The sequence below is a fragment of the Syntrophus buswellii genome, from assembly GCF_046097065.1.
GTDB classification, from domain to species: Bacteria; Desulfobacterota; Syntrophia; order Syntrophales; family Syntrophaceae; genus Syntrophus; species Syntrophus buswellii.
The window spans coordinates 996,387-1,021,269 of the sequence record NZ_CP175563.1; the positions used below are offsets into that span (position 1 = coordinate 996,387).

Genomic DNA, 24,883 nt, shown 5'->3' on the forward strand with positions numbered 1-24,883 from the left:
AATTTGGATCCAATTGAATATTTTACTTGACAAATCAAGCATTTAGCGGGGCGATATTTCGTAAATATATAATATTACGGAGAATTATCGAATGCCCTACACTTGGATCCCTGGAAAAACAAAGCAAAAACACAAGACTCACGTAAACCTTATGGCACCTGTTAACAGCGTATTTCCCGATATCACCCCGTTGCTCTCGGGTTGTAATCGGCCCCTGAAAATGTCCTTTGAAGATCAACTTAACATCCTGGTGTATTACCATCTGGAAGAACACCGCTCAGGACGTCATCTTCTGCAGGTTTTGAAGGAAGAACATTTTGCCCGGCAGCACATCGCTCCCGAGGGCGGTATTGAAAAGAGCAGCTTCTTCGAGGATATCAGCTCACGTGGGCTCCCACAGATGATGGAGATGTTCGGAAAGCTCTATGCATCGGCCGCAAAACATTTGCCCAGGGGACATGCCGAACTGGGAAATCTGGTTCTTATCGACGGCTCCCTGATTGATGCTGTTTTATCCATGTACTGGGCCGACTACCGTAAGGGATCGAAAAAGGCCAAGGTTCATGTAGGCTTTGATCTCAATCTTGGCATTCCCAAAAAAATCTTTCTCAGCGACGGCAAGGAAGCGGAACGGTCCTTCGTGGAAAAGATCCTGGCCCCGGGGGAAACGGGCGTCATGGATCGCGGCTACCAGAGTCACAAGCTTTTTGATGTCTGGCAGGCCGATGAAAAGCATTTTATCTGCCGGATCAAAGCATCCACTGAAAAGACTGTTATCAGAATGAATGACATCCAACCCGGAAACATCGTCTTTTATGATGCGGTGGTTCTTCTTGGCACCCAAGGCACCAATCGTACGGAAAGGGAAGTCCGTCTGGTCGGTTATCAGGTTGAGAATGTCAATTATTGGATAGCCACAGATCGCCACGATCTCACCGCCGAACAGATTGCCTTTGCCTACAAGCTCAGGTGGAACATCGAGATTTTCTTCGCCTGGTGGAAACGCCATCTTAAAGTCTATCACCTGATTTCAAGAAGCCAATATGGACTGATGGTCCAAATGCTGGCAGGATTGATTACTTATATCCTTCTGGTCATCTACTGCCATGACCAACATCAGGAAAAGGTTTCCGTCAAACGTCTCAGAGAAATATCCATTAATATCCGAAACGAAATGAGTATCGAGGATATTGTAAATGAAACAGGTACTTGGCGCTATAAACCGCCAAGCAGAGGTCAATTACGCGCAAGTTCTTAACCGGACATTACTGAAATAATCTCGGACTTTTCATCAATAAAGTAGCTGAACCGTCAAGTCCGACAGACTCCTAGGCATCAGAAAACAGGGGATAGCTGTAACGGTATAATAACATTGCAGATAATTATGCAAAGAAACACTCCCTGGGATCACCTCGGGTACTGAAAGCTTGTTAAAGAGCAGTTTTTAAGCCAAACAGGTGGTCGGAAACGTTCGTTTCCAGTCAAAATATTGAAAAAATTACGCCCAAAATGAGGGCAAAAGAAAAAACTGTATTATGCAAACCTCTCATTTCCTGTTCTGGCAGTTAAATTAAAATTCCAAGTTATGCAAACATTTCTTCTTGAATATCCGAAGGATTGCTTCAGTTCCAGATCGGAAAAAGTGGGTTGAGAATTGTACTTTTTGAATGACATGCCGGTCTCCTTCCAACGATTGACTTTAACCGGCAAATTAGCAGAAATACGTAATTAATCAAGTATTATTGGATAGTTAATTTAATTTTGATGCTGATTTTTTGACCAGAAATTTCAAAACCTACTTTTGGAGTTGTGCAAAGCTTTCAATATGTTACGAATATTTCGCTCCTGCGAAAGTTGAGTATATTAATGTTCGTTTTTTAACCACTAAAATCTTAGATTTCACTGGCTGTTGTTGTGCAGAGGTTTCTGTGCTTTAATGCTTATAGGTTCAACCTACCCATATGAAACATCAAGAAACCAACAAAATGAATAATGACGTAATAATTAGAGAAGCAACTGAGAAGGATATCCCCAACATAGTAGAGTTATATGAAACGGAGTCGAACTTGCCCGTTAACCAAGATGTTTTAGAATGGGTCTATTTTAATAGAAAAGAGTATGGGACATGTTTGGTTATTGCGGAGAAGAATGGCCGCATCATTGGCTCGCAGGGGTTGATCCCTATTCGGATGATTGGAAATAAAAGGGTATTCCTCTCCGCAAAGAGTGAAAGCACATTAATTAGCAAACAGTACAGGGGCCAGGGTATCTTCGAAGAAATGTACTCGAAAATATTTGAGATTGCTGCGCAACGGAGGATTATTATTATCTGGGGATTTACGAAGGCAACTAAAGCTTTTGTGAAATTGGATTTTACCTTACCAGTCCGTCTATCGCTTGGTTACATTTCTCTCGATATTACTAAAAGCTTTAAATTTTTCTTAGAGAAGTTAAAAAAGTATCATGGTAACATATCATATTTGGTTGCGCTCCCTTTGATGATATACCTCTTAATTAAAAGGCTCCATCTATCGGCTTGGCTCATCTATTCCGGGATGAAATATCATTCCCATTCTAAGAAAGTGCGTGAATTGTCAAAAGCTGATAGTGAATTTAACGAGTTGTTGTCTATGATGAATGGCCAACATCAAAAAAATAGGGTCATAACCATAAATAAAGACATGAGTTATATGAACTGGAGGATATTTGATAATCCATTCATTGATTATAAAATTAGTATGTATTCTGATAACGAGGCAAAAGGTTTTATAATATACTATGTTAGAAACGGTATTCTGGTGATAACGGATTATTACTGCACACTTGATAGAGTATTCCCAATGTTGCTTAGCAGAGCGTTGCGTCATGGGTTGATAAGTAAATGCTGGTGTGTTCGTTTTTTCGATAAAGAATCAAAGGAAAATCAGAAATATAGGAAGTATTTCAAGTTTTATTCATACATGCAATTCAAAAACATGATTCCAATGGTTTTGAAAACGATTGGCGATAGTCTTGTCGGAGGAGAACAGGAAATAGAAAAATGGTTCATCACGGAGATTTTTACACAGGGCATATGATACACTGATTCCATTTAGTTGATTTATCCTGAGTTTCCGAGAAAGTGTAACGAGTAATGGAATAAGTCTTCTATAGGACGGAGATAAGAGCGAGAGGTTGTCTATGCCGGTTCCGTCTGGGCATGGCCTATTGGCCGTATAACCAAAATGTCTCGTTGGTACAGACCAAGTATTGCGGTGGTTTAAGCTTGAGCGGCCCAAATTAAAATAAAGCGATGCAATGCCCCCCTATGGGGGGCTGAACTTAAAGCCGCGTCCTGTTGGCGCTGATTCTTTACTATTATCGAGTAGTTATTTAAATTTATAGATGCTTTTTTGACCAGAAATTTCAAAACTCTACTTTTAGAGTTGTACAAAGGTTTCATAATGGAAATCATCGTTACAATTCCACAATCATACCCAGCCGAAAGAGACTATATTATTTCCGTCATCCTTAAAGAGTTCCTTGGATTAGATTATGTTATCCAGAGAACAGGGAGAGCAAATGTCTGTATTTCTGATAAGGATAACAGGCGTCGACTCATAATTGCGGACTGCCTATTTGCAATCTCGGAGGAGCAATGGCTGACCAATAAGTCACTTCCCAAACAACCCCTCAACGTTTTGGACCATCGGCTATTTGGCTTTGACAACGCCCTTGGGTTTCCATCTTTACCAGTCATTTATGGTGATCTTAAATCCCATCTTGATGGGCCAAATCATGCGCAGAATACACCTAATGGTCAAGAATTCTGGCTACCGATCGACATCTTTGGCGCCTGTTTTTTCATGCTCACGAGATATGAGGAACTGGTTAAAACAGATAGAGATGAACACAACAGGTTTCCTCCAAAAGCGATGCTTGCACACCAGGAAGGATTTATCGAAAGGCCCATTGTCAATGAGTACATCGAAATTTTATGGTCAGGGCTGAAAAGGGTGTGGCCGTCGCTCATAAGAAAAAAGCGTGAATATCGATTGCTTCTTAGCCACGACGTGGATGACATCTTATCTGTAGTCGGGAAACCATTGAAACAAGTTATCCGGAGAATAGGCGGTGATTTAATAGTCAGACGCGATCTGATCATGGTCTTAAGGAATATGCAGGCTGCTTGGCTGGGTTGCGCCGAAAAAGATCCCTTCAATACATTTGACTTCATCATGGATTTAAGTGAGAAGAATGGTGTTTCAAGCACGTTCAACTTCATGACCGACTTGGGACATACCAAGTATGACCAGCGCTATAACATAGATCATCCTTGGGCTCGCCATTGTCTTCGACGAATTGTTCAACGCGGTCATCTCATCGGATTTCATCCTACATATGGAAGTTATTTAAATGCGGAGAGAACAAAGAGCGAGTTCCTTCGGTTAAAAATGGCGGCTGAAGAAGAGGGGGCAGAACAGAATGAATGGGGTGGCCGCCAACATTACTTGAGATGGCAAAATCCCACAACATGGCAACACTGGGAAGAAGCAGGTCTCAATTATGACAGTACGTTAGGTTTTGCCGATCTAATCGGATTTAGAACAGGATGTTGTTACGAATATCCAGTTTTTAACCTGCAAGAAAGAAAGAAACTTAATTTGAGGGAACGATCACTGATGGTCATGGACGGCACCGTTACTGATCGTGACGGAACGATTACAAACATATTGTGGGGAAAGATATTCCATCTGAATGATATTTGCAAAAAATTTTCTGGCGATTTTACATTGCTCTGGCATAACGGAAAAGTAGCTTCACGAAGGCAAAGAAAATTGTATCTTTCCACAATTGATTCAATACTATGATTTGAAGAGAGATTTGCATAATTCAGTTTTTTCTTTTGCCTTCATTTTGGGCGTTATTTATTCAATTTTTGTTTGGGAACGAACGTTTCTGACCGACCGTTTGTCTTTTTCATAAAGTGAGGTATATCGGCATCGATGAATTCAGTATCCGGAAGGGTCACGAGTACATGACCACGGTGATGGATCTCTCTGAAGGGCGGATCCTTTTTGCCGCTGAGGGAAAGGGCAAAGAAGGGATTTTGCTCTTCCTGAAAAAACTGGCACGCAAAGGGAAAAAACTGCGAGCGGTTGCAATGGACATGGGAATTCCCTTCTTCTCTGCCGTACGGGAAGTCCTTCCCAATATAGATATTGTCTTCGACCGTTACCATATTATGGCTCTGATGAACCAAGGCATCGAAAACTTACGCAGAGATCAACAGAAAGAACTTGATGATATCGGGAAGCAAACCCTCACGGGAAACCGCTTTCTCCTTTTACGCAATTATGATTCCCTGAAGCCGGACCATAAGGAGCGCCTCGATGCACTGAGAGGTTTGCATAATACAGTTTTTTCTTTTGCCCTCATTTTGGGCGTAATTTTTTCAATATTTTGACTGGAAACGAACGTTTCCGACCACCTGTTTGGCTTTAAAACTGCTCTTTAACAAGCTTTCAGCACCCGAGGTGATCCCAGGGAGTGTTTCTTTGCATAATTATCTGCAATGTTATTATACCGTTACAGCTATCCCCTGTTTTCTGATGCCTAGGAGTCTGTCGGACTTTCCGACGTAATATGGTATAATCGCTCATCTTTGAATGCAGGAGTATAACGGATGAGCGCCAATTTTATTCAATGTGATCGAAGGACGTCTTTTTTGCTTCCGCCGTCAATTGATGACTGGCTTCCTGACGGTCACCTTGCCCGGTTTGTGGTTGAGATTGTAGCCCAGCTCAACCTTCGTTCTTTGAGGGATTCCTATGCCGGTCGCGGTTCACAAGCGCACAGTCCGGCAATGCTGACAGCACTTTTATTTTACGGTTATGCCACAGGTGTTTTCTCCAGCCGCAAACTGGAGCGCAGCACCTATGATTCGGTGGCTTTCCGGTACATAGCAGCCAACACGCATCCGGACCATGATACGATTGCCAGTTTTCGGCGACGCTTTCTGAAAGAATTGTCCGAACTGTTCGTTCAGATCCTGATGATTGCCCGCCAGATGGGCGTGCTTAAACTCGGGAAAGTCAGTCTTGACGGCAGCAAGATCAAAGCGAACGCTTCCCGGCATCGGGCATTGAGCTATGGTCACGCCTGCAAGCTGGAGGCACAGATTAAAGCCGAAGTCGCTGAACTGCTCAAGAAGGCGGAAGCTGCGGATCGTTCCGACCTTCCCGATGGACTGAGCATTCCCGAGGAGCTTGAGCGCCGGGGAAAACGCCTGGCGGCCATTGCTGCGGCCAAGGCAGAAATCGAACGGCGCGCGGCAGAGCGTCATGCGCGTGAGCAAGCCGCCTACGAGGAAAAGATTGCCCGGCGCATCAAGAAGGAACAGGAAACCGGCAAGAAACCCCGAGGCAAACAGCCAAAGCCGCCGGTGTCCGGCCCGCGTTCCAGTGATCAGGTCAATCTGACCGACGAAGAATCCCGGATCATGCCCGCTTCCGGTGGAGGATTCGAGCAGGGATACAATGCCCAGGCGGTTGCCGACACGACATCCAAACTCATCATTTCCGCTCATGTCACACAGCACCCTAATGACAAGCAGGAAATCGAGCCGACGTTGGAACACTTGGCGGCATTGCCGGAGGAACTGGGAGCTGTGACTGATTTGATCGCCGACAGTGGTTACTTCAGCGAGGCAAATGTCACTGCCTGCGAAAAGCAGGGATTGACTCCTTATATCGCCGCCGGTCGGAAAGAACACAATGAACCCCTTTGGGACCGATTCCAGGAACCGCCGCCGCTGCCGGAAGCCGCAGATGCAGTAACAAGAATGAAGCACCGGCTTAAGACTACAGCGGGAAAGGCTATCTACGCATTACGAAAGACGACATCGGAACCCGTCTTTGGCATCATCAAGGCAGTCATGGGATTTCGAAGTTTCTCGATGCGTGGTTTTGAGAAGGCACAAGGGGAATGGAATCTTGCCTGCATAGCCTGGAACATCAAAAGACTGCATACCCTGACCACATAGATTGAAAAAGAACATGGTTTCCCTGAGGTATTAAGGAAACATTCATAATGCATCCGAGCATCAAGCCGTCATGGATGCCAACCTCTATTTAAATGAACAAAATAATCTCGGACTTTTCATCAATAAAGTAGCTGAACCGTCAAGTCCGACAGACTCCTAGAACCACTCTTTTGATATTGAAGGCCATGGCCCCGCAGAGGTGATCCCAGCCCTCCTTGAAGAGAGAGGTAAAGCGGGCCTTTCCCGCCCCATGGTATTTTTCGGTGATCCCGAAATACTGCTCGATCTTGTACCGAACTTTGGAGATTTTCTTGTTCTGCTTGATCTCATTTTCTGTAAGGGTTGCGTTAATCTGGTTCTTTCGCATGATTCCGTCACCCATACCTAAACGTTTGCATAAGTAAGCAATTTATTTGAATACTCAAAATGGGTAAACGCAATCAGCTAAATATACTGAATATTCCGAATTGCGAATTTCCCTCGAATGAGAAATCCGCAGTTATGCAAACGTTTCATGGAGCACTTCAAACTCCGCCTCTATCACCTACATACTCAGAGGTGCTTATTAACCGGATGAACCCAAAAGATTCGCCTTTTTTATCCATTCCGTAGGAGTATCGTATGACAAAAGTGCTTCACGTGGTTCTCAATCAGGTTACAAAAGACACAAGAGTCCTTAAGGAAGTGGAATCACTGGGCAGGAACGGATACCAAGTCACAGTGCTGGGAGTTCAGAATGATGCGGGGGATCTTCCTGCCGTGGAAGCGCACCCTTTTTTTAAAATAACCAGGATCAAGTTGAGTACGAAAAAGCTCCCGAAAGTAAGGCTTTTACAGTACTTAAAATACATGGAGTACCTGTTTCGGGCGGTGCGTTTTGCCAGAGAATATTCACCGGCAATCATTCATTGTCATGATTTGAATGCGCTTCCGGTCGGCGTTCTTTCTCGTGCAAGGCAAATCATCTATGATTCCCATGAATTTCATCGCGGCAGAGACGCTCAGGGGCGATTCATGAACCTTTCTAGCGGCCTGATAGAAAATCTGCTTGCTAAAAGAGCGGATATCATCATCACCGTAAACGAGGAAATCGCCTTGCGCCTTCAGTCCATTCTGGGCCGGGATGTTTCCTGTATACTCAATGCGGACCGCAGGGCTGATCTAGGCGCACTGCCCGGTGAAAACGGGATGACCCTGAGAGAAAAATTATCAATTCCGAAAGAAGTGAAAATCATTGTCTATGCAGGAAGACTGTTCGCGGGAAGAGGGCTGGTCAACCTCTTGAAAATGGTCCCTTATCTGAAGAACAGTGTGGTCATCATCATGGGGGAAGGTCCCTTTCTTCCCAATCTTCAGGCGCTGATCGAAAAGGATCATCTTTCGGGAAAGGTCTTCCTGGTTCCAGCGGTTCCCTACCGCGACGTTTCCCGGTATCTGTCAACGACAGATCTCGGGATCATCCCGTCAGCAAATACATCGGAAAGTTATTTCTTGAGTCTCGGGAACAAGTTCTTCCATTATGTTGCCGCCGGAATTCCTGTGGCTGTCCCTGAACGTCCAGTATTGAGACAGATTCTGAAGAAATACGGAATCGGCATTGTAATTGATACCGGAAACCCCGAAGCCATGGCGGAAGAAATAAACCGCATGTTTGACAATGAGGAACATTACCGGGAATACAGAGCCCGTGTTGCGAAGGCGGCGGCGGAGTTCAACTGGGACAATGAAGAAAAAAAGCTTGTCGATTTATATGCCGGACTCGCCGGATCAAAGATCCCGTGATTTCCATAGAAGCAGGCTTTTTGCTAATGCTTTGATTGTCCCGGAAAGGGTGGCCGATCTCCTTGACTACTGAGGCACTTTGGGAAACGATAGCAAGAAAAACGAAGAAGATCCTTCCCAAGGACCATTTTATCCGCAGTGCCATGATCCTTGCCGGGGGAACCAGCCTTGCCCAGGGTCTAGCCATCATCTTTTCTCCCGTTCTGACCCGCTTGTATACCCCCAATGACTTTGGAATCCTGGTCGTCTATGCATCCCTTCTGACCATGTCTCTGAATTTTACCTCTCTGAGGTATGAGTTTGCGATTCCCATACCGGAAGATAATCAGACGGCGATCGATGTCTTGAGTCTATGCATTGGATTGGTCTTTATTACGGCGTTGCTGGCCGTCCTTGGCGTCTGGTTATTTTCTCCCAAACTTATTCAGGTGGAGCGTTTCAGCGTACTCGAACCCTATCTGTGGGTTCTGCCTGTTGGCTTATTTCTGGCCGGCGTCTATAACGTCTTCAATTACTGGGCTGTGCGGGAACGCATGTACCCTGTTATCGCGAGGACACGAATTTCTCAGGGGATTTCTGGAACTCTAACCCAGTTGGGATTAGGTTTTATCAGTTTTGGGCCTTTGGGGCTTCTTCTGGGCCAGATTGTGGGTGAATGTGCCGGTTTGGGGACGCTGGCCAAGCTGTTCTGGAAAAAGAACAAGCATTGCCTCCGTTCCGTGTCCATGGCCAATCTTCGTGCCGCGGCACGCCGGTACAAAGACTTCCCCATGTACCAGACAAGTGCGTCTCTTTTGAACAGCGCCGGTTTGCAGGTTCCGCCATTGCTGTTTGCCGCCTATTACGGCGTTGAGGTGGCCGGATGGTTCTATCTGACCCAGAAGGTGCTTGCCAAGCCGATTTCCCTGGTAGGGGCTTCCGTCTCCAAGGCCTTTCTCGGAGAAGCGGCAAGGCTGGCCAAGGAACCACGTAAACTTAAGAAATTGTTCAGAGATATGAATCGCCGTCTGTTCCTGCTCGGTATTGTGCCCAGCATCTTGCTTGCGGTTGCCGGGCAGTGGATCTTCACCTTTGTTTTCGGGGCGAAATGGGTGCAGAGCGGCGTATACGTTCAGGTGATGGCTTTCGTATTCCTGTTCAAACTGACAACGGATTCCGTCATCAATTTTTCGATTATCGAGAGGCAGGGATTCTCCTTCTCATGGGCACTCATGCGCCTTTCCCTTGTCGTGATCGGCATTCTTTCCGCGGCATGGTTCGGGTTATCGGATTTCTGGGCGGTTGTATGCTTTGCCGTGGCGATGATCGTTTCTTACATCATCAAATATATCATGTGGGATTACGTCGTCAGACAAATGATTGTCCAGCGGGAAACAACATGCTGAAAATCAAGGTTCCGCCATCCTATCCCAAGGAGCGGGCTTATATCATTGATGTGATCTTCAAGCTGTTTCTCGGACTGGACTGTCAAACGGAGATAGAGAACCGCTCGGATACGCTGATTTCGTCGGATCATCTCAACAGCGTCATTCTTCCGGACGTCCTGTTTCAATGTTCGAGAGAAAAATGGCTGACTGCGGACTCACTGCCCAAAAAGCCGTTGAGCATATGGGATGCGGGTTCCCTCGGCGGGAACTGCACCTTGACCGATTTCCGGATTCCTGTCATCTACGGATCGGCAACCCAAAAACATCTAGCACCCGTTCAGACAGCCGGGCACCGGATTATTGAACTGCCCATCGACATCCTGGGTTCCGCCTTCTTCATGCTCTCACGCTATGAGGAAGCCGTCCTGAAAGAGCGGGATGTCTTCGGACGTTTCCCGGCGGAAGCATCGCTTGCCTATCAGGAAGGATTTCTGAGGCGTCCGATCGTGAACGAGTATGCTGAAATCCTCTGGTCGTGCCTGAGTTACGGCAAGGCTGGTTCAGACGGGAAGATTGGCGACAGACGCTCCGTGATGCGGAAACCCCGCCAGTTTCGGACCATGGTCAGTTGTGATGTGGATCATCCCTATGCCCGGAATGTGAAAAGTTTGCGCATGACCCTGCGAAACATGGCGGGAGATGTTCTGAAGCGCCGGAGCGCCGTTGCAGCCCTCAGGACGGGGCTCAATACCGTCTGCTCTTCCTGCGGGTACTACGGCTTTGATCCGATGGACAACTTCGACTGGATCATGGATACAAACGAAAAGGCCGGCAATCGCGTGGCCTTCTATTTCTTCGCCGATCTGTCCGTTCCGAAAATGGACGGCAACTACAGCATTCACGAGCCCCGCATTCGTGCGCTGATGAGGCGCATTAGCGCCCGTGGGCATGAGATCGGACTTCATGGGAGTTTCGGCACCTATCTCGATGAGCTTCAGTGTTCAAAGGAGGCGGGAATTCTGCGGGCTGTCATGGAGGCGGAAGGAATCCGGCAGGCCGAACTGGGAAACCGCCAGCATTACCTCCGCTGGAGTACGCCGGAAACGGCCTCCAATCTTGAAAAGGCCGGTATCAGCTATGATACGACCCTCGGTTTTGCCGACCAGCCCGGATAACGATGCGGCACGTGCTTTGAATATCCCTTGTATGATTTAATCGAAGGAAGGCCGCTTCAACTATGGCAATACCCCCCTGATTCTCATGGAGTGTTCTGTTCTTGAGGAACGGTATCTGGGCATGGGCTGCACCGATTCGGCGGCGGATCTCATGGGTGAACTGAAAGAGCAGGTTCGGAAATTCGGAGGTAATTTTACTCTGCTCTGGCATGGCAGCAGGTTGGGGCGCAAAGAAGCGCGAAGCATCTACAGGGAATTGGTGGTTTGATCAACCGGTCGCTGCGGAAGGGGCATGTGAGAAGATGAGAAAGAAAGTATGCATTTTTACTTCCCAGCACAGGGCGATGGATGCCCGGATTTTTTTCCGGCAGGCGGTCTCTCTTGCCAGGGAAGGTTATGACGTTCATGTTGTGGGATATCACCCTGAAGATAGCCGGATTGAGGGCATCCAGGTTCATGCTGTGGGCCGATACAAAAACAGACTGTTCAATAAAATATTGCCCTCCTTTATTTTTCCATTCAAGATCCTTCCCTTGAAAGCGGATATTTACCATTTTCATGATCCGGACCTCATTCCCTGCGGAATGTTCCTGGCGTTATCCGGAAAGAGGGTTGTCATGGATGTCCATGAAGACTTCAAGGCGGTCCTCGTGACCAAAAGGAAATACATCCCGAAGATCCTGCGCGGGCCGGCTTCACGGATCGTCGATTTTATCGAGAAGAGGGCGGCGGGACTCTTTTCCGGCATTGTCGTCGTCTCCGAAGAAATTGCTGGAAAATTCAAGGACTACAATGAGAATACCGTCCTTGTCCGGAATTTCCCTCCCATCGATTGGTACAAGGCGTCGGGGGGGGAACCGGTGACGGATGCCTTCACGGTCATTTACACCGGAGGGATTTCATCCGTGCGGGGCTGCTGGCAGATACTGGATGGATTTGAACGCTTTAAAAAGAAATGCCCTGCCGCAAGATTGAAGATGATCGGAGGGTTCAACAAAGCCGAAGAAGAGGCGCAGTTCAGAGAGAGGGCAAGGCAGATCGGGTCTGTTGATGTGTCCGGCATGCTGCCCTGGAGTGATGTCGTACGGGAGCAGAGCAGCGCACAGGTTGGCATTCTCATCACATTTTTTCAGAAGGATTCGGTCAGAGAGGCCTATCCGATGAAATTGTTCGAATATCTATCCGCTGGTATTCCTGTTGTTATCTCCAGAAAACCGTTTTTTGAAAAGATGCTCGCTGAAGGACGCTTCGGCATCATGGTGGATGGCGACAATCCGGAAGAAATTGCCTCGGCTCTCTATGATCTGTATATGAATGAAAACAAGCGCAAGGAAATGGGCATTTCAGGGCGCGCTTATGTCCGAAACAACTATTCCTGGGAAAATGAATTCAAAAGCTTGAGCTCTTTGTATGAGAGAATTCTGAAGAACCCTTCATGCTGAGGTTGAAGGGTCAGAAGACGATCCGGGCAGTAGGACCGTATGGACTTCTCAGGGGGGCGGCTGAGTGCACTGAAGCGGCGATTGCTTTGCACCGAGCGGTCCTTTTCGTCTCGCTGATTGGGGGCCGCCGGTGCTGAAAATACGTTGTGCCACCGTTGATATCTCCCCTGTGACCCCTCAGGTCTTATCCGGTTTTGCCAAATATAAGCGTCCCGTTGATAAAATCGGACTGAAACTTGAGGCCAACATCCTTTTGATCAGTCGCGAGACGTCCTGTCATCTCCTGGTGTCGGTTGACTGGCTCTATGGAACACAGGGGTTATATCGGTCATTGCTGGAATGGCTCACCGAGCACGCCTTGCAGAAAGACGTCGCAGTCGCAGTCTTTGCATCGCACACACATTTCGCACCGCAGACGGACATTGCGAAGAATTTCAACCGGTCGGTCGACGACGCTTATTTGCAGGATGTCACCCGCCGCATCGTTTCAGCCTGTGAAACGCTGTTCCGGAACGATCAGACTCCCTTTGCCATCGTTCACCACCGGCCTCAGATCTTTGATGAGGTCGTCTACAGGAGAAAGCACTGTTCGCACTTCAGCCTTGGCCGATACAAAATGAATCCCCCCGGCATAAGGCTTGCGCCTGATGAAACGGTAGACATCGACAAGCGCATTCGATTGATCGGTCTGCATTCTCTCGAAACGGATGAATTGCTGGCAATCATCGGGAGTTTTTCCTGTCATCCCGTCAATTATCCTGTTCCTGATGAACTGTCGTCTGAATACCCTGGTTATGTCAGAAACAGGATTCAGGAGATGCTGAATAAGCCGGCTTCGCCGGTTTGTTTTTTTCAGGGATTTTCCGGTGATGTAAGGCCCTGGCCCACTACATCCAGGCACAAAAAGCACTCGATGCTTTTCCGTATTCTCTTCGGCCCGAAGTTTCCGGGCGTATCGTGCGGTGAGTGGTTCGGCTGGGCAAAGCGTCTGGCGGATACCGTGACAGGGATGCTTTTACGTTCGGACAGGCTCTCCAGGGAGATCCCATCGCGGATGGAATTGACGACTGACAGCATCCCCCTGGAGCGGTTTCTGGAGAATGCTTCGAGCGGATCTGTATCCATCATCAAGATCCTGTTGGGCAACATTCATTTTCTGAGTATCGGCATGGAAGCAACCCAGGGATTGCGCAAGTGGATCGTCGGCCAATGTCCTGAAACGGAAGATTGGTCGTTTACTGGATACGTCAATGAGGTCCACGGATATCTTCCGTCTCCTCAGCAGATCACGGAAGGCGGATATGAAGCGGACGGGCATCTGCCGGAATTTGATTCCGGCAACCGCTTTCGTCGAAGCCTCACCGGTTATTCCGCATTATTGGAAATCGTCAGGAAGTCCATCATTCCCTCAAGCCGGGAATAATAAGCCATGCAGGGAAACGGGTCAATGGTCCATTATAAACAGCTTTTGCAACCGATTTTCCCGAATTCACAGGAGTCCGTGATTCAGTGGCTTGCCGCTTGTGCGATCATCATCCTGATTCCCCTTTCCATGTGGAATCCCAAATTCCTTGCCTTTCTGCTGCTTCCGTTCCTGCTCTTCGGTCTTTGCCTGGTCATCAAATATCCCGCCTTCCTGTTCATGGTGTTTGTCGCCTCTTCCGCACTGGAGGGAGGCTTTGTGTCCGAGGTCAGAACCATTACGTTAACGCGCCTGTCCTTTCTTCTTTTTTCCTTCTCCTTTGTTTTTAATGCCCTGCGTCTTTCAAGCTGGAGGAAATTGAATGAAGATCCTCTCTGGGTCTTTTTTGCTTTATGGATTGTCTTCTATGCACTTTCCTTCCTCTGGACAGCGAATCAGGAACTGGCAGCGGACAAACTGAGAGAACTGCTCTTGATCATGGGAGTCTGCACCATGGGATACCTGGTGTTCCGGAAAGCTTCCCTCTTCGAATACAAAATGTTTATAGCGGTTTATGTGGCCGGAACCATTGCCCTGATGACGTTCATGTACACTCACATCGGCGACATCATTCTGATTGGGCAGCTTTCGGAAAGGACGGCGCAGCGAGTCACCCCATTCAGCGCAAATTCCTATGGGAGGGCGATTATGGTTGCCGTCATGGCTCTTTTGAGCCTGTCTCTTTTTGCAAAAAGGAAGCTGGCCTCTTTTTTATTTACGGCCATTTTTACCGCAGCGGCTTTAGGAATGATCGTGATTGCAGGGAGCAGGAGTTCCGTCGTCATCTTTTTTGTGTCCCTCTGTATGATGTTTCTCCTTCATGAATACCTGAGCAGGTTTTTGCTTCTGAGAAAATACACGTTTTATTTCCTGCTGTTCGTCACCCTGGTCGGTTTCTCTCTCTTTCTGACGGTGAATTATCTGCCGGAGAACCTGAGCCTGCGCATCGTCAATTTATTTTCACAAACCTCTGAAGTGATTGAGACAAATCCAAGAGTGGAATTGTATAAGAAGAGCCTGGATCTGATAAACGATGCCCCCTTTCTCGGTGGAGGAATCAGCGGTTTTTACTCGTACATGGAGTCCTACCCACATAACCTGCTTCTGGAAATCACCCTGGAATCAGGTGTCCTCGGATTATTCCTGTTCCTCTGTTTCTTTCTGATCTTCCTTTTTCGAATGGTATCTTCAATGAAAATCGCTTATAACCATGATAAAGATTCTTTTGGAATTTTTTTCAGTTTCTGCTTCATGACCATCGCTGCTTGGCTGTACACATTGTTTATCGGAGAGTTGACGGGCCATCGGATTGTGTATTTCCTGACAGCTCTTCTCCTGGCTTTGGATTACAGAGTCAAGGAAACATTGATCCATCACAATCAATAGGCAGGTGACGATGGGATTTCATGGAGTGAAGAAGCGGATAGGCCAGTCAGGGATCTTCTTGTTCTTGCAAGGAATAAAAGACGAAGTGAGGGAAAAAGTTATGAACGGAAACGTCTGGACGAGGTTGTTGGTGGCTGCTCTCTTTACTGCTGCGGGTGCGTGCGAACTCTACGCACAGCAGGGGGAATCCCTTTTGATCGGTGGCTGGGGATTTGCCGAAAGTGGATATGCTCAAAAGAACAGGGTAAACTATGCCAGAGTCGTGTACGAACCGACGGAAAGCAACGCTCGGAATATTTGCTCCAAAAAATTTCATACAACGGTCAACCTTAAGGCGAAAAGTACAGGCCAACTGCTGGCGAAAGATGAATTTCTCGCCGGTGTCAGGGAGTGGGCGAATCTTTCAACGCGATATCGGTGCATTGCGGAGCTGGCACAGGATGACTTCGGTCGCTGGTGGCAGAAATACTACAAGAAGGATAGGGGCATCATTCTGTCGGTAAAAGATGCGATAAAAAAAGGGAATCCGAATCTTCAGTATGGAGCGACCCTCTATGAGGATGATTTGACGCGATTGACAGCGGATGAGTTGAATTTCCTGGGAAAACATGTTGACGTCGTTCACTTCTATCTCCACAAGCGTGACCGTTTGAATAACTACGACCAGTACATTCAAAAAATCAAATATCATTTCCCCTCGGCAAAAATTATTCTCGGGGTGTATAGAACAGACCGGCGTGAATATGAAAAGCGGTTGAAGAGTTCGGAAAAGGAGGAGATGGATCTGTTCATGAAGCAGCTCAACGTCTGTTTCGCAATGGTAAAACGGAAGGCTGCTGGCGGCATTGAATTCTATCCGGGAAGCCTGGGAAACGATGACGGTGTTCTCAGTGGAAGGAGCATGCAGGAAAATGAGGAAAAGGCTTTTCGGTTTATGAGCAGGAAAATCAATGAGCAGTTGTTCCAGAGAGGATTTTGAGAAAAGTTGACCCCCCGGGGATCTCCTTGCGGTTATGATGTGCGGGATTGTTAAATCTGGGCGCCGCGTGGGATCGTTTCAATTAAATGTTTATCAAACGTCGACAGGTGAACGATGAATCTGGAGAAAAAAAGGGTTTTAGTGTTAGCGCCTCATACGGATGACGGCGAATTTGGCTGTGGCGGTGCGATCGTAAAATTGATAAAGGCTCAGTCGGAAGTGCATTACGTTGCCTTTTCATCTTGCCAGGCTTCCGTACCGGAAGGATTTCCAAACGATATCCTGATTCATGAAGTCAAGGCCGCCACAAAAATTCTCGGGATCGCACCTCATGATCTGCATATCCATGATTATCCCGTCAGAAAGTTTGCCCATCATCGCCAGGAGATACTGGAAGACCTGGTGAAATACCAGAAAGATCTGAAGCCCGATCTGGTTTTTCTTCCTTCCGTCAACGACCTTCATCAGGACCACCACACGGTCGCCATGGAGGGGATCCGGGCATTCAAGCAGACCACCATTCTGGCCTACGAAATGCCCTGGAATAATATAACCTTCTCCACACAGGCCTATGTCAAACTGGAACAGCAGCATATGGACATCAAACTCGAAGCGTTAAAAGAGTATAAAAGCCAGTCTGCAAGGCCTTATGCAAGCAAGGAACTGGTCTGCGGGTTGGCAAAAGCCAGGGGGGTCAGTGCCGGCGCGCAATATGCCGAGGCATTTGAGGTGGTTCGACTGATCCTTTAATCCAATTTCCAGAGAGCAGGAAACCATCCATGGGCGAATCGTCATCTTCCGCCATCCCGTACGACAGCTTGAAGGATTTTATAAATCCCATCCGGATTTTCGGGCATCCGGTCCGGTCTGTCACATCCCCGGCCGCCCTTGACACGGCGCAGAGCAACCACATTACTTTTTGCACGCAGACCGGGGAGAAGGCGCTTGCGGCAATTGCGCGCTCACGGGGGGGGATTGTCCTGTGCCGGGATGATCTTCCAAACCTGGAGAAAAAAGAGATTCTAAATTGCATCTTTACTGTTCCCAATCCAAGATTGTCATTCATGAAATGCCTGCAGAAATTTTTTGCACCTGAAAGGCCGGTGGGCATCCATCCCACAGCAATCATCGAGAAAGATGTCCCTGTTCCAGACGGCGTTTATATCGGTCCGATGGCGCATCTCTGTTCCGGCGTCCGCTTAGGGGAAGGGGCCGTCATAGAAGACCGGGTTTACATTGCCCCGAACACACGAATCGGCAAAAATGTCTATATTCAGGTTGGTGCGGTGATCGGCTGTGAAGGTCAGGGATTTGAAAGAACCGCTACGGGTGAATTTGAAAAGTTTCCCCAGCTTGGTAACGTTGTCATTGAGGACGATGTGGAGATCGGTGCGAATACGACCATTATTCGCGGCACCCTGTCTGCAACGAAAATAGGCCGGGGATCCAAGATCGGCCATCATGTCAATATCGGGCACAATGCAGAAATCGGAAGGCATGTATTCATCTCCGCGGGCGCCATTGTTTGCGGAAGTGCCCAGGTCGGAGACTGTTCCTGGCTGGCTCCGAAATGCTGCATCAGAAACAAGGTTTTTGTCGGACGGAATGTTACGGTTGGATTGGGGTCTGTCGTCGTTACGGATGTTCCTGACGGATTGACCGTAGTGGGCGTTCCGTCCCGGGTAGCCAAAAAATAAAAAATTGAAGAACAGGCAGTTTCTGAGCTCTTCGGCCATTTTCCCATGCCCGTTGAATAGGGTCCAAGCGTGAACGTCTTTTATCTCAATCATTATGCCAAGCCGGCCGCTTACGGCACTCCTGGAAGGCCGTTTTATTTGAGCAGCTATTTTCGACAACACGGTCATGACCTCTTGATCATATCGGCATCACATCATCATACCCGCATACAGCCGGCCCCGGCTGAGGACATAGAGCAGATTCGAACCTATGACGGCGCCGACTATCTGCAGCTGCCCGCCAGACCTTACCAGGGAAACGGCCTGTCAAGAATCATGAACATGATGGACTATGTCCATGGCATAGACAAGCTGGCTCTTAAAATCCAGAAGGGCCGGATTCAAAAGCCGGATGTCATCATCGCCTCTTCCGTCCACATTTTCGTGTATCCGCCGGCTTATCGTCTTGCGCGGAAAACGGGCGCAAAAATCATTTTCGAGGTTCGGGATATCTGGCCATTGAGCCTTACGGAACTGGCCGGAGTTCCGAAATGGCATCCCATTGTCCACTGGATGTCCCATATTGAGAAGAAGGCCTACCGAACAGCGGACGCCGTTGTCAGCCTTGTTCCGAAAGCTTATAAGCATATGGAACCCCTGGGATTAAGGCGAAAAAATTTTTTTTACGTACCCAATGGAGTTGACGAAAGAGAATGGAATCCGCCCTATGATCCAATGCCGGAGCGTCACCAGAAGGTGTTTGATGACTGTCGCCGAAAGGGAAAACTGGTCGTTGTGTATGCCGGTGCCCATGGGCCCCCCAACGCCCTGGATCAGGTGCTTGATTTGAAACATGTTGTTGGAGATGAAGATGTTCCGTATCATTTCATTTTCATCGGCGACGGAACCAGTAAGGCTTCCCTGGAGGACAGGGCGAAGAAAGAGACCATTCCGTTTATCACCTTTCTTCCCCGAATTCCCAAAAGGCAGATCCTGACGGCCCTCCTGCAGGCAGACTGCTGCTTCATCGGTTGGCAAAAGAAACCAATTTACCAATACGGCATCAGTCCGAATAAACTGGGAGACTACTTCATGGCCGGCAAACCGGTGCTCCATGCCGTATGGGCGGGCAATGATCCGGTGTCAGAAGCGGCCGCCGGCATATCAACGGAACCGTACAATCCTGAAGAATTGGATGATTCGCTCAGAAAGTTCATCTCAATGGGGGAGGAAGATAGAAAACGGATGGGTGCACGGGGGAGACAATACGCGTTGGAGAATCTCGAATGGTCCGTTCTGGGGCACCGCTATGAAGTTCTGTGCCGATCTCTTCTTAATGAGAGATCCTGAAGCGGATGACGGGAGGCGGACCTGTGAGTCATCGTAAGCTCCAGATATCTATAAAATATTTTTTAGATAGAGTTTTCGGCGTCCTGCTTTCCCTCGCCTTCGCAATGTTCTTTCTTCCCATTTCCCTTGCGATAAAAATTGAAGACGGAGGCCCGGTATTTTTCAGGCAGAAGCGCCCCGGACTACACGGAAGGCCTTTTTACATCTGGAAGTTTCGAACCATGGTTCCCAATGCCGACGCCTTGCTTGAAGGGCAGCGAGTCAACCCCGATATCAACCGGGTAACGAAGACGGGTAAGGTATTGCGTTATATGAGCCTGGACGAGCTTCCGCAGATTATCAACATCGTGTCGGGGGAGATGTCCTTCATCGGACCGCGCCCCGCGCTGTGGGAACACATGAGCCGGTATACGGAGGAACAGAAGAAGAGATTTCTCATGAAGCCGGGAATAACGGGGCTGGCGCAGGTGAATGGCAGGAACCTCCTGAAATGGTCAAAAAGGATCGAATACGACCTGCAGTACATTGAGCATTATTCCCTGTGGCTGGATCTTAACATCCTGTTCAGGACGATCAAGGTGGTTCTGCTCCGTGAGGGAATTGTGCTGGACCGCAATCCCGAGCAGGTTGACGATTTAAGAAAGCAGGAATGATTATGGGGAATCGTTCATTCGTCATCAGTGAAATTGCGGAGGATCTCCGAAGCGAGGGGATAGCGGTGGAGATTGCCGGATCGGCGAACAGGGTCGTGGAGCATCTTAAAAACATCGAGCTGGCCGATGACCGCTCTCTCACGTTTTACATAGGCAGGGACCCGATGGCGCTGGATCATCTGAAAGAATGTTCCGTGCTCTGTCTGCCCGGGGTAAAGCCCGAGAATGAGACCGTCACAAGCCTTTTTACAGAGGATCCAAAACTGGCCTTTTACATCGCGGCGCAGAAATTCATGCCTGAACCGCCTCCAACGGGCGTGCACCCCACGGCCATTCTTCATCCCGAGGCGAGGGTCCACCTATCCGCCTCTATTGGACCGTTCTGCCTCATCGATAAATGCGTGATCGGTGAGGGGACGCATATTCAGTCTCATGTCCGCATCGGAGAGAACACCCGCATCGGGAAAAACGTCCAGGTCGAAACGGGGACTTATGTCGGCGCCACCGGTCAGGTCTGGGCCTGGGACAAACGGGGCAGGAAGTGGATCATGCCTCAATTGGGAGGGGTGGTCGTCGAAGACGACTGCTTTATCGGATCCAATGTGTCGATTGTCAGGGGGGCCCTGCAGGATACCATACTGGAGAGAGGCTGCAGGATTGCCCACGGGTCGATGATCGGGCACAACTGTCATTTCGGGAGGGAAACGTTTGTTTCCAATGGCGTAGCGATTGCCGGCGCTGTGACGACTGGAAAATATTGCTTTCTGGGGTCCGGATCACGATACCGCCCCGGCATCCGCCTGGGGGACAATGTCACCGTGGGGGTGGGTGCGGTTGTCATCGAGAGTTTTCCCGATGAAGGCGCCGTTCTTGCCGGGGTACCCGCAAAGATCATAAAGAGAGCCCACTTGGGCGAAAAGCTTACAGGGTTTCCCGTCAAGCCCAATGCCATCCGATGAGGAAACCGCTGTTCTCCCATGCCCCCTATCTCTGTGCCGGGGAAGGAAACCAAGGCCATTCTCTTTCCGATTTGCGAATTCCCGGAGCCCCGATACCTTTTCGGCGGTAATGTGGATGGAAAGTTTATGGCCAATAGCTGGATTGAACAGGAAAAACAGAGCAGGACGGGGAGTTTGAAGTGGAGATTGCGGGGCGCGTAAAAGAATTTCCTCCTTGGCCTTTTTTTTCGCCGGATGAAGTGGAGGCTGTGACGCGTGTTCTCCAATCCGGGCGGGTCAATTATTGGACCGGAGAGGAGGGGCGGCGTTTTGAGCGGGAGTTTGCCGATTGGGTCGGAGTGTCCCATGCCGTGGCCATGGCGAACGGAACCGTTGCCCTGGAAGCGGCCTTGTACGCCCTGGGTATCGGTCCGGGTGACGAAGTCATCGTGACGCCGCGGACCTTCATTGCGTCGGCGAGCTGCGTGGTGATGCGGGGCGCGAAACCCGTCTTTGCCGACGTGGACAGGAACAGCCAGAACATTTCGGTGGAGTCGATCCGGAAGGTTTTGTCTCCAAGGACAAAGGCCATTGTCGCTGTCCATCTTGCCGGATGGCCCTGTGAGATGGACGGGATTCTGGATGTGGCCCTCCAGCATGGTCTCAAGGTGGTTGAAGATTGCGCCCAGGCCCATGGAGCAAAATACAGGGGAAAAGCGGTGGGTTCATTCGGCCATGCTTCGGCGTTCTCTTTTTGTCAGGATAAGATCATGACAACCGGCGGCGAAGGGGGGATGCTCCTCACCGATGACGGCGATCTCTGGGCCAGGGTTTGGTCATACAAGGATCACGGCAAGAACTACGAAAGCGTTTATCAAAAGGAACACCCACCGGGATTCCGCTGGCTTCACGACAGCTTCGGAACCAACTGGCGCATGACGGAGATGCAGGCGGCCATCGGGCGTGTTCAGCTGGAGAAATTAATGCACTGGGTCCGGATTCGCCGCAGCAATGCAGCGATTCTGACCAGCCGGTTTGAAACACTGGATGCCCTGCGACTGACGATCCCGCCTGCGGAAATTTTTCATTCCTATTATAAATTCTACGTGTTTGTCCGTCCGGAGCGTTTGAAGACAGGGTGGAATCGAGACCGGGTCATGAATCGGATTGCTGCAGAGGGCGTTCCCTGCTTCAGCGGGAGCTGCGGTGAGATTTACCGGGAGAAGGCCTTCAGTCGGAGCGGTTTCAAGCAGCACGATCGGCTGCCCGTCGCCAGGGAACTTGGGGATACGAGTCTCATGTTTCTCGTTCATCCCGGCCTTTCTCCGGAGGATATGACCATGGTTGCGGACGTCGTGGAAAAAGTTATGGAGGAAGCCAGTCAATGATTCCTCAAAGTCCCAGGAGACCAGATGGTCATGAGCAGGGGGAATCACCGCTTATGCGGAGGCTTGCCGGTGGCGTGATGGCCCCGACGTCACAGAAACGCTTCCTCTTCTTTCTTCTCTTCGATGTGATCCTGTTCACCCTGGCCCTGTACCTCGCCTTTCTTTTCCAGTTCGATTTCTCGGCCACCATCAACTATCCGGTCCTGGTCGGGGAGGTCCTTCCCTTTTTTGTTGCCGTTAAGCTGGTCTTCCTCTTCATGTTCCGGGTTTACGGGATCACGTGGCGCTACGTGGGAATGGGGGATCTGGTCAACCTTACGATGGCGCTGGTTCTGGCGGAGCTGCTGCTGGCGGTCTTGAGTCTGCCCCCTGTCCTTCCCTCCGAGCTGGCGATCAACAGCCTTCCGAAACGGATCATTTTTCTGGACGGTCTGATTTCCCTGCTTCTGCTGATGGGATTAAGAATTTCCAAGCGGTTCTACCTGGAAATTCTCAGCCGCCAGGGCCGTGTCTCTCAGGGAAAAACGACCCTGATTGTGGGTGCGGGAAATACGGGCGAGATGATCCTTCGGGATATGATGCGCCTGCGCTTTGCCGATTTCTACCCGATCGGTTTCCTGGATGACAGCCCTCACCTGGCGGGGCGGTACATCCATGGCGTGCGGGTCCTCGGGGGGACGGAGCTGATGGCGGACATGATCAATCGCCACTCGGTGGATGCCGTGATCATTGCCATTACATCGCTGAATCACAAAAAGCTGACCATGCTCTACGAAACCGCCTGCAGGGCCGGAGTCAAAACCATCAAGGTCGTTCCCAGGATCTACTCGTTTGATCAGCCGGAGATCAACCTGAAGGCCCTGGAGGATATCCGCATCGAAGACCTGATGGGAAGGCAGGCGGTGACCGTCGATTTCCGGGAGATCGGGCAGTTTCTGCAGAACCGGTCGGTGCTGGTGACGGGGGCCGGCGGTTCCATCGGTTCGGAGATCGTGAGGCAGGTGTGTGCTTTTCGGCCCCGCAAGATCATTCTTTTTGACATTGACGAAACGGAGCTCCACAACCTGGCCCTGACGCTGAACAGGCTCTTCCCAACCTTGCAGGAAGCGATTCACTTCATAACCGGGGATGTGAGGGATGCACTCCGTCTCCGGGAGGTCTTTGCGGAGCTCCGGCCTGAGATCGTTTTCCATGCGGCGGCGTATAAACATGTGCCGATGATGGAGTACAATCCCAAAGAGGCCGTCAAGGTGAACATCTTCGGGACCTGGAACCTGGTCAGAACGGCCGTACAATACGGGGTGTTGAAATTTGTCATGATCTCGACGGATAAGGCTGTCAGGCCCACAAGTGTCATGGGGGCCACAAAGCGCATGGCTGAGTATCTGTGCCGGGCCTGTGACGGCCTGGGGGATGGGCCTACGCAGTTCGTTTCCGTGCGTTTCGGCAATGTCCTGGGAAGCCGGGGCAGTGTTCTTCCCCTTTTTCTGGATCAGCTGAAGCACGGACAATCCCTTACCGTGACCCACCGGGACATGAAGCGCTACTTCATGACCATTCCCGAGGCGGTCACCCTGGTGCTTCAGGCTTCGGTAATCGGCCGCGGAGGTGAGGTGCTCGTGCTGGACATGGGCGAGCCGGCGAAGATCATGGATCTTGCGGAGCGGCTGATCCGGATTCACGGCCTGGAGCCCTATCGGGACATTGACATCAAGGTAACGGGCCTGCGCCCCGGTGAGAAACTCTTTGAAGAAATTCTCACGGCGGAGGAGGGAACCGAAGCCAGCCGCCATGAAAAGATCTTTGTCGCCCGCAACGAAGAAAAATATTCCCTGGAGGAAATCGAAAAAATCCTGGGGGAATTCCGCGATGCAGTGGAGACACCGGGTTTGTATGATGACGGTGGCGTCCGGAAACTGCTTCGGAGCTATGTCAAGCATTATGACGAGCACGGAAGAGCCTGATGCCGTTTCGAAGACTGGGGGAGGAGCTTTCTGCACCGGAAATCCGGCCAAATAGTGCTTGCATAAAATGGATCGGGTATGTATTTGTCGCTTTCAAGTTTCTCTCTTATCTTCAGGCTTCAGCCGCGCTCCTGTTTTTCAGCCTCATAGGATTTCAAGGTGAAAGGCTGGCGGCAGCGCGTCCCATAATCGTGCCGTCCATGACAAGATATACAGAAATGGGCCGATCGTCGGCCAAAGACATGAGGTGCTGCTGAACAGTGATTGCGGAGATCGCTATCGAAAAGATATGCTGCG

Annotated in this window: 21 protein-coding genes; 20 read left to right on the top strand and 1 reads right to left on the bottom strand. The window is 49.5% G+C overall.

All coding sequences use genetic code 11. The features are described 5' to 3' along the window. The first annotated feature begins 91 nt into the window (after nt 1-91). From ACJ77P_RS04530 to ACJ77P_RS04550, 5 genes are all read left to right on the top strand, one after another. Nucleotides 92-1,258 (top strand): IS4 family transposase, encoded by a 1,167-nt coding sequence (locus tag ACJ77P_RS04530; protein WP_408999098.1) that lies wholly within the window; start codon nt 92-94, stop codon nt 1,256-1,258. A 727-nt stretch (nt 1,259-1,985) separates the two neighbouring features. Continuing rightward, entirely contained in the window at nt 1,986-3,077 is a 1,092-nt protein-coding gene (locus ACJ77P_RS04535) for an N-acetyltransferase family protein (protein ID WP_408999099.1), read from the top strand. A 366-nt stretch (nt 3,078-3,443) separates the two neighbouring features. After that, a complete protein-coding gene (locus ACJ77P_RS04540; protein WP_408999100.1) occupies nt 3,444-4,850 on the top strand; it encodes a polysaccharide deacetylase family protein in 1,407 nt (468 codons plus the stop codon). A gap of 116 nt (nt 4,851-4,966) precedes the next feature. Beyond that, nucleotides 4,967-5,446 (top strand): transposase, encoded by a 480-nt coding sequence (locus ACJ77P_RS04545; RefSeq protein ID WP_408999101.1) that lies wholly within the window; start codon nt 4,967-4,969, stop codon nt 5,444-5,446. A gap of 219 nt (nt 5,447-5,665) precedes the next feature. After that, a complete protein-coding gene (locus ACJ77P_RS04550) occupies nt 5,666-7,024 on the top strand; it encodes an IS1182 family transposase (protein WP_408999102.1) in 1,359 nt (452 codons plus the stop codon). 139 nt (nt 7,025-7,163) lie between these two features. On the opposite strand, the gene ACJ77P_RS04555 is transcribed toward ACJ77P_RS04550, so the two are convergent. After that, nucleotides 7,164-7,391 (bottom strand): hypothetical protein, encoded by a 228-nt coding sequence (locus ACJ77P_RS04555; RefSeq protein WP_408999103.1) that lies wholly within the window; start codon nt 7,389-7,391, stop codon nt 7,164-7,166. A gap of 254 nt (nt 7,392-7,645) precedes the next feature. Between ACJ77P_RS04555 and ACJ77P_RS04560 the strand changes: the two genes are divergently transcribed. The 15 genes from ACJ77P_RS04560 (at nt 7,646) to ACJ77P_RS04630 (ending at nt 24,586) form a co-directional block, all read left to right on the top strand. Beyond that, nucleotides 7,646-8,806 carry a glycosyltransferase gene (locus ACJ77P_RS04560; protein ID WP_408999104.1) on the top strand — a complete coding sequence of 387 codons (1,161 nt, stop codon included), beginning with the start codon at nt 7,646-7,648 and terminating at the stop codon, nt 8,804-8,806. 62 nt (nt 8,807-8,868) lie between these two features. Then, nucleotides 8,869-10,191 (top strand): oligosaccharide flippase family protein, encoded by a 1,323-nt coding sequence (locus tag ACJ77P_RS04565; RefSeq protein WP_408999105.1) that lies wholly within the window; start codon nt 8,869-8,871, stop codon nt 10,189-10,191. After that, nucleotides 10,185-11,348 (top strand): DUF7033 domain-containing protein, encoded by a 1,164-nt coding sequence (locus ACJ77P_RS04570; RefSeq protein WP_408999106.1) that lies wholly within the window; start codon nt 10,185-10,187, stop codon nt 11,346-11,348. Before ACJ77P_RS04565 ends, ACJ77P_RS04570 begins: the two co-directional genes overlap by 7 nt. Before the next feature lie 85 nt (nt 11,349-11,433). Continuing rightward, a complete protein-coding gene (locus ACJ77P_RS04575; protein WP_408999107.1) occupies nt 11,434-11,616 on the top strand; it encodes a hypothetical protein in 183 nt (60 codons plus the stop codon). 34 nt (nt 11,617-11,650) lie between these two features. Further along, a complete protein-coding gene (locus ACJ77P_RS04580; RefSeq protein ID WP_408999108.1) occupies nt 11,651-12,790 on the top strand; it encodes a glycosyltransferase family 4 protein in 1,140 nt (379 codons plus the stop codon). Nucleotides 12,791-12,920: 130 nt separating this feature from the next. Further along, complete coding sequence (locus ACJ77P_RS04585) at nt 12,921-14,213, top strand: hypothetical protein (RefSeq protein ID WP_408999109.1); 1,293 nt, start codon at nt 12,921-12,923, stop codon at nt 14,211-14,213. Nucleotides 14,214-14,291: 78 nt separating this feature from the next. After that, nucleotides 14,292-15,638: an O-antigen ligase family protein gene (locus tag ACJ77P_RS04590; protein WP_408999110.1), complete on the top strand. Its 1,347-nt coding sequence runs from the start codon at nt 14,292-14,294 to the stop codon at nt 15,636-15,638. A gap of 100 nt (nt 15,639-15,738) precedes the next feature. Next, a complete protein-coding gene (locus ACJ77P_RS04595; protein WP_408999111.1) occupies nt 15,739-16,617 on the top strand; it encodes a hypothetical protein in 879 nt (292 codons plus the stop codon). Between the two features lie 114 nt (nt 16,618-16,731). After that, complete coding sequence (locus ACJ77P_RS04600) at nt 16,732-17,367, top strand: PIG-L deacetylase family protein (RefSeq protein ID WP_408999112.1); 636 nt, start codon at nt 16,732-16,734, stop codon at nt 17,365-17,367. A 29-nt stretch (nt 17,368-17,396) separates the two neighbouring features. Continuing rightward, nucleotides 17,397-18,314, top strand: coding sequence for an LpxD N-terminal domain-containing protein (locus ACJ77P_RS04605; RefSeq protein ID WP_408999113.1), 918 nt, complete (start codon nt 17,397-17,399; stop codon nt 18,312-18,314). A 69-nt stretch (nt 18,315-18,383) separates the two neighbouring features. After that, nucleotides 18,384-19,643: a glycosyltransferase family 4 protein gene (locus ACJ77P_RS04610; protein ID WP_408999114.1), complete on the top strand. Its 1,260-nt coding sequence runs from the start codon at nt 18,384-18,386 to the stop codon at nt 19,641-19,643. A 5-nt stretch (nt 19,644-19,648) separates the two neighbouring features. Next, entirely contained in the window at nt 19,649-20,296 is a 648-nt protein-coding gene (locus ACJ77P_RS04615; protein WP_408999115.1) for a sugar transferase, read from the top strand. A gap of 2 nt (nt 20,297-20,298) precedes the next feature. Continuing rightward, nucleotides 20,299-21,255 (top strand): DapH/DapD/GlmU-related protein, encoded by a 957-nt coding sequence (locus ACJ77P_RS04620; RefSeq protein WP_408999116.1) that lies wholly within the window; start codon nt 20,299-20,301, stop codon nt 21,253-21,255. 179 nt (nt 21,256-21,434) lie between these two features. Continuing rightward, nucleotides 21,435-22,622: a DegT/DnrJ/EryC1/StrS family aminotransferase gene (locus ACJ77P_RS04625; protein WP_408999117.1), complete on the top strand. Its 1,188-nt coding sequence runs from the start codon at nt 21,435-21,437 to the stop codon at nt 22,620-22,622. Between the two features lie 53 nt (nt 22,623-22,675). Then, complete coding sequence (locus tag ACJ77P_RS04630; protein WP_408999118.1) at nt 22,676-24,586, top strand: polysaccharide biosynthesis protein; 1,911 nt, start codon at nt 22,676-22,678, stop codon at nt 24,584-24,586. The last annotated feature ends 297 nt before the right edge of the window (nt 24,587-24,883 follow it).

Bases quoted from the DNA above. Each gene is read 5' to 3' on its own strand.
- ACJ77P_RS04530 (WP_408999098.1), top strand. From the start codon at position 92: ATGCCCTACACTTGGATCCCTGGAAAAACAAAGCAAAAACACAAGACT.
- ACJ77P_RS04535 (WP_408999099.1), top strand. From the start codon at position 1,986: ATGAATAATGACGTAATAATTAGAGAAGCAACTGAGAAGGATATCCCC.
- ACJ77P_RS04540 (WP_408999100.1), top strand. From the start codon at position 3,444: ATGGAAATCATCGTTACAATTCCACAATCATACCCAGCCGAAAGAGAC.
- ACJ77P_RS04550 (WP_408999102.1), top strand. From the start codon at position 5,666: ATGAGCGCCAATTTTATTCAATGTGATCGAAGGACGTCTTTTTTGCTT.
- ACJ77P_RS04555 (WP_408999103.1), bottom strand. From the start codon at position 7,391: ATGCGAAAGAACCAGATTAACGCAACCCTTACAGAAAATGAGATCAAG.
- ACJ77P_RS04560 (WP_408999104.1), top strand. From the start codon at position 7,646: ATGACAAAAGTGCTTCACGTGGTTCTCAATCAGGTTACAAAAGACACA.
- ACJ77P_RS04570 (WP_408999106.1), top strand. From the start codon at position 10,185: ATGCTGAAAATCAAGGTTCCGCCATCCTATCCCAAGGAGCGGGCTTAT.
- ACJ77P_RS04575 (WP_408999107.1), top strand. From the start codon at position 11,434: ATGGAGTGTTCTGTTCTTGAGGAACGGTATCTGGGCATGGGCTGCACC.
- ACJ77P_RS04580 (WP_408999108.1), top strand. From the start codon at position 11,651: ATGAGAAAGAAAGTATGCATTTTTACTTCCCAGCACAGGGCGATGGAT.
- ACJ77P_RS04595 (WP_408999111.1), top strand. From the start codon at position 15,739: ATGAACGGAAACGTCTGGACGAGGTTGTTGGTGGCTGCTCTCTTTACT.
- ACJ77P_RS04600 (WP_408999112.1), top strand. From the start codon at position 16,732: ATGAATCTGGAGAAAAAAAGGGTTTTAGTGTTAGCGCCTCATACGGAT.
- ACJ77P_RS04605 (WP_408999113.1), top strand. From the start codon at position 17,397: ATGGGCGAATCGTCATCTTCCGCCATCCCGTACGACAGCTTGAAGGAT.
- ACJ77P_RS04615 (WP_408999115.1), top strand. From the start codon at position 19,649: ATGACGGGAGGCGGACCTGTGAGTCATCGTAAGCTCCAGATATCTATA.
- ACJ77P_RS04620 (WP_408999116.1), top strand. From the start codon at position 20,299: ATGGGGAATCGTTCATTCGTCATCAGTGAAATTGCGGAGGATCTCCGA.
- ACJ77P_RS04630 (WP_408999118.1), top strand. From the start codon at position 22,676: ATGCGGAGGCTTGCCGGTGGCGTGATGGCCCCGACGTCACAGAAACGC.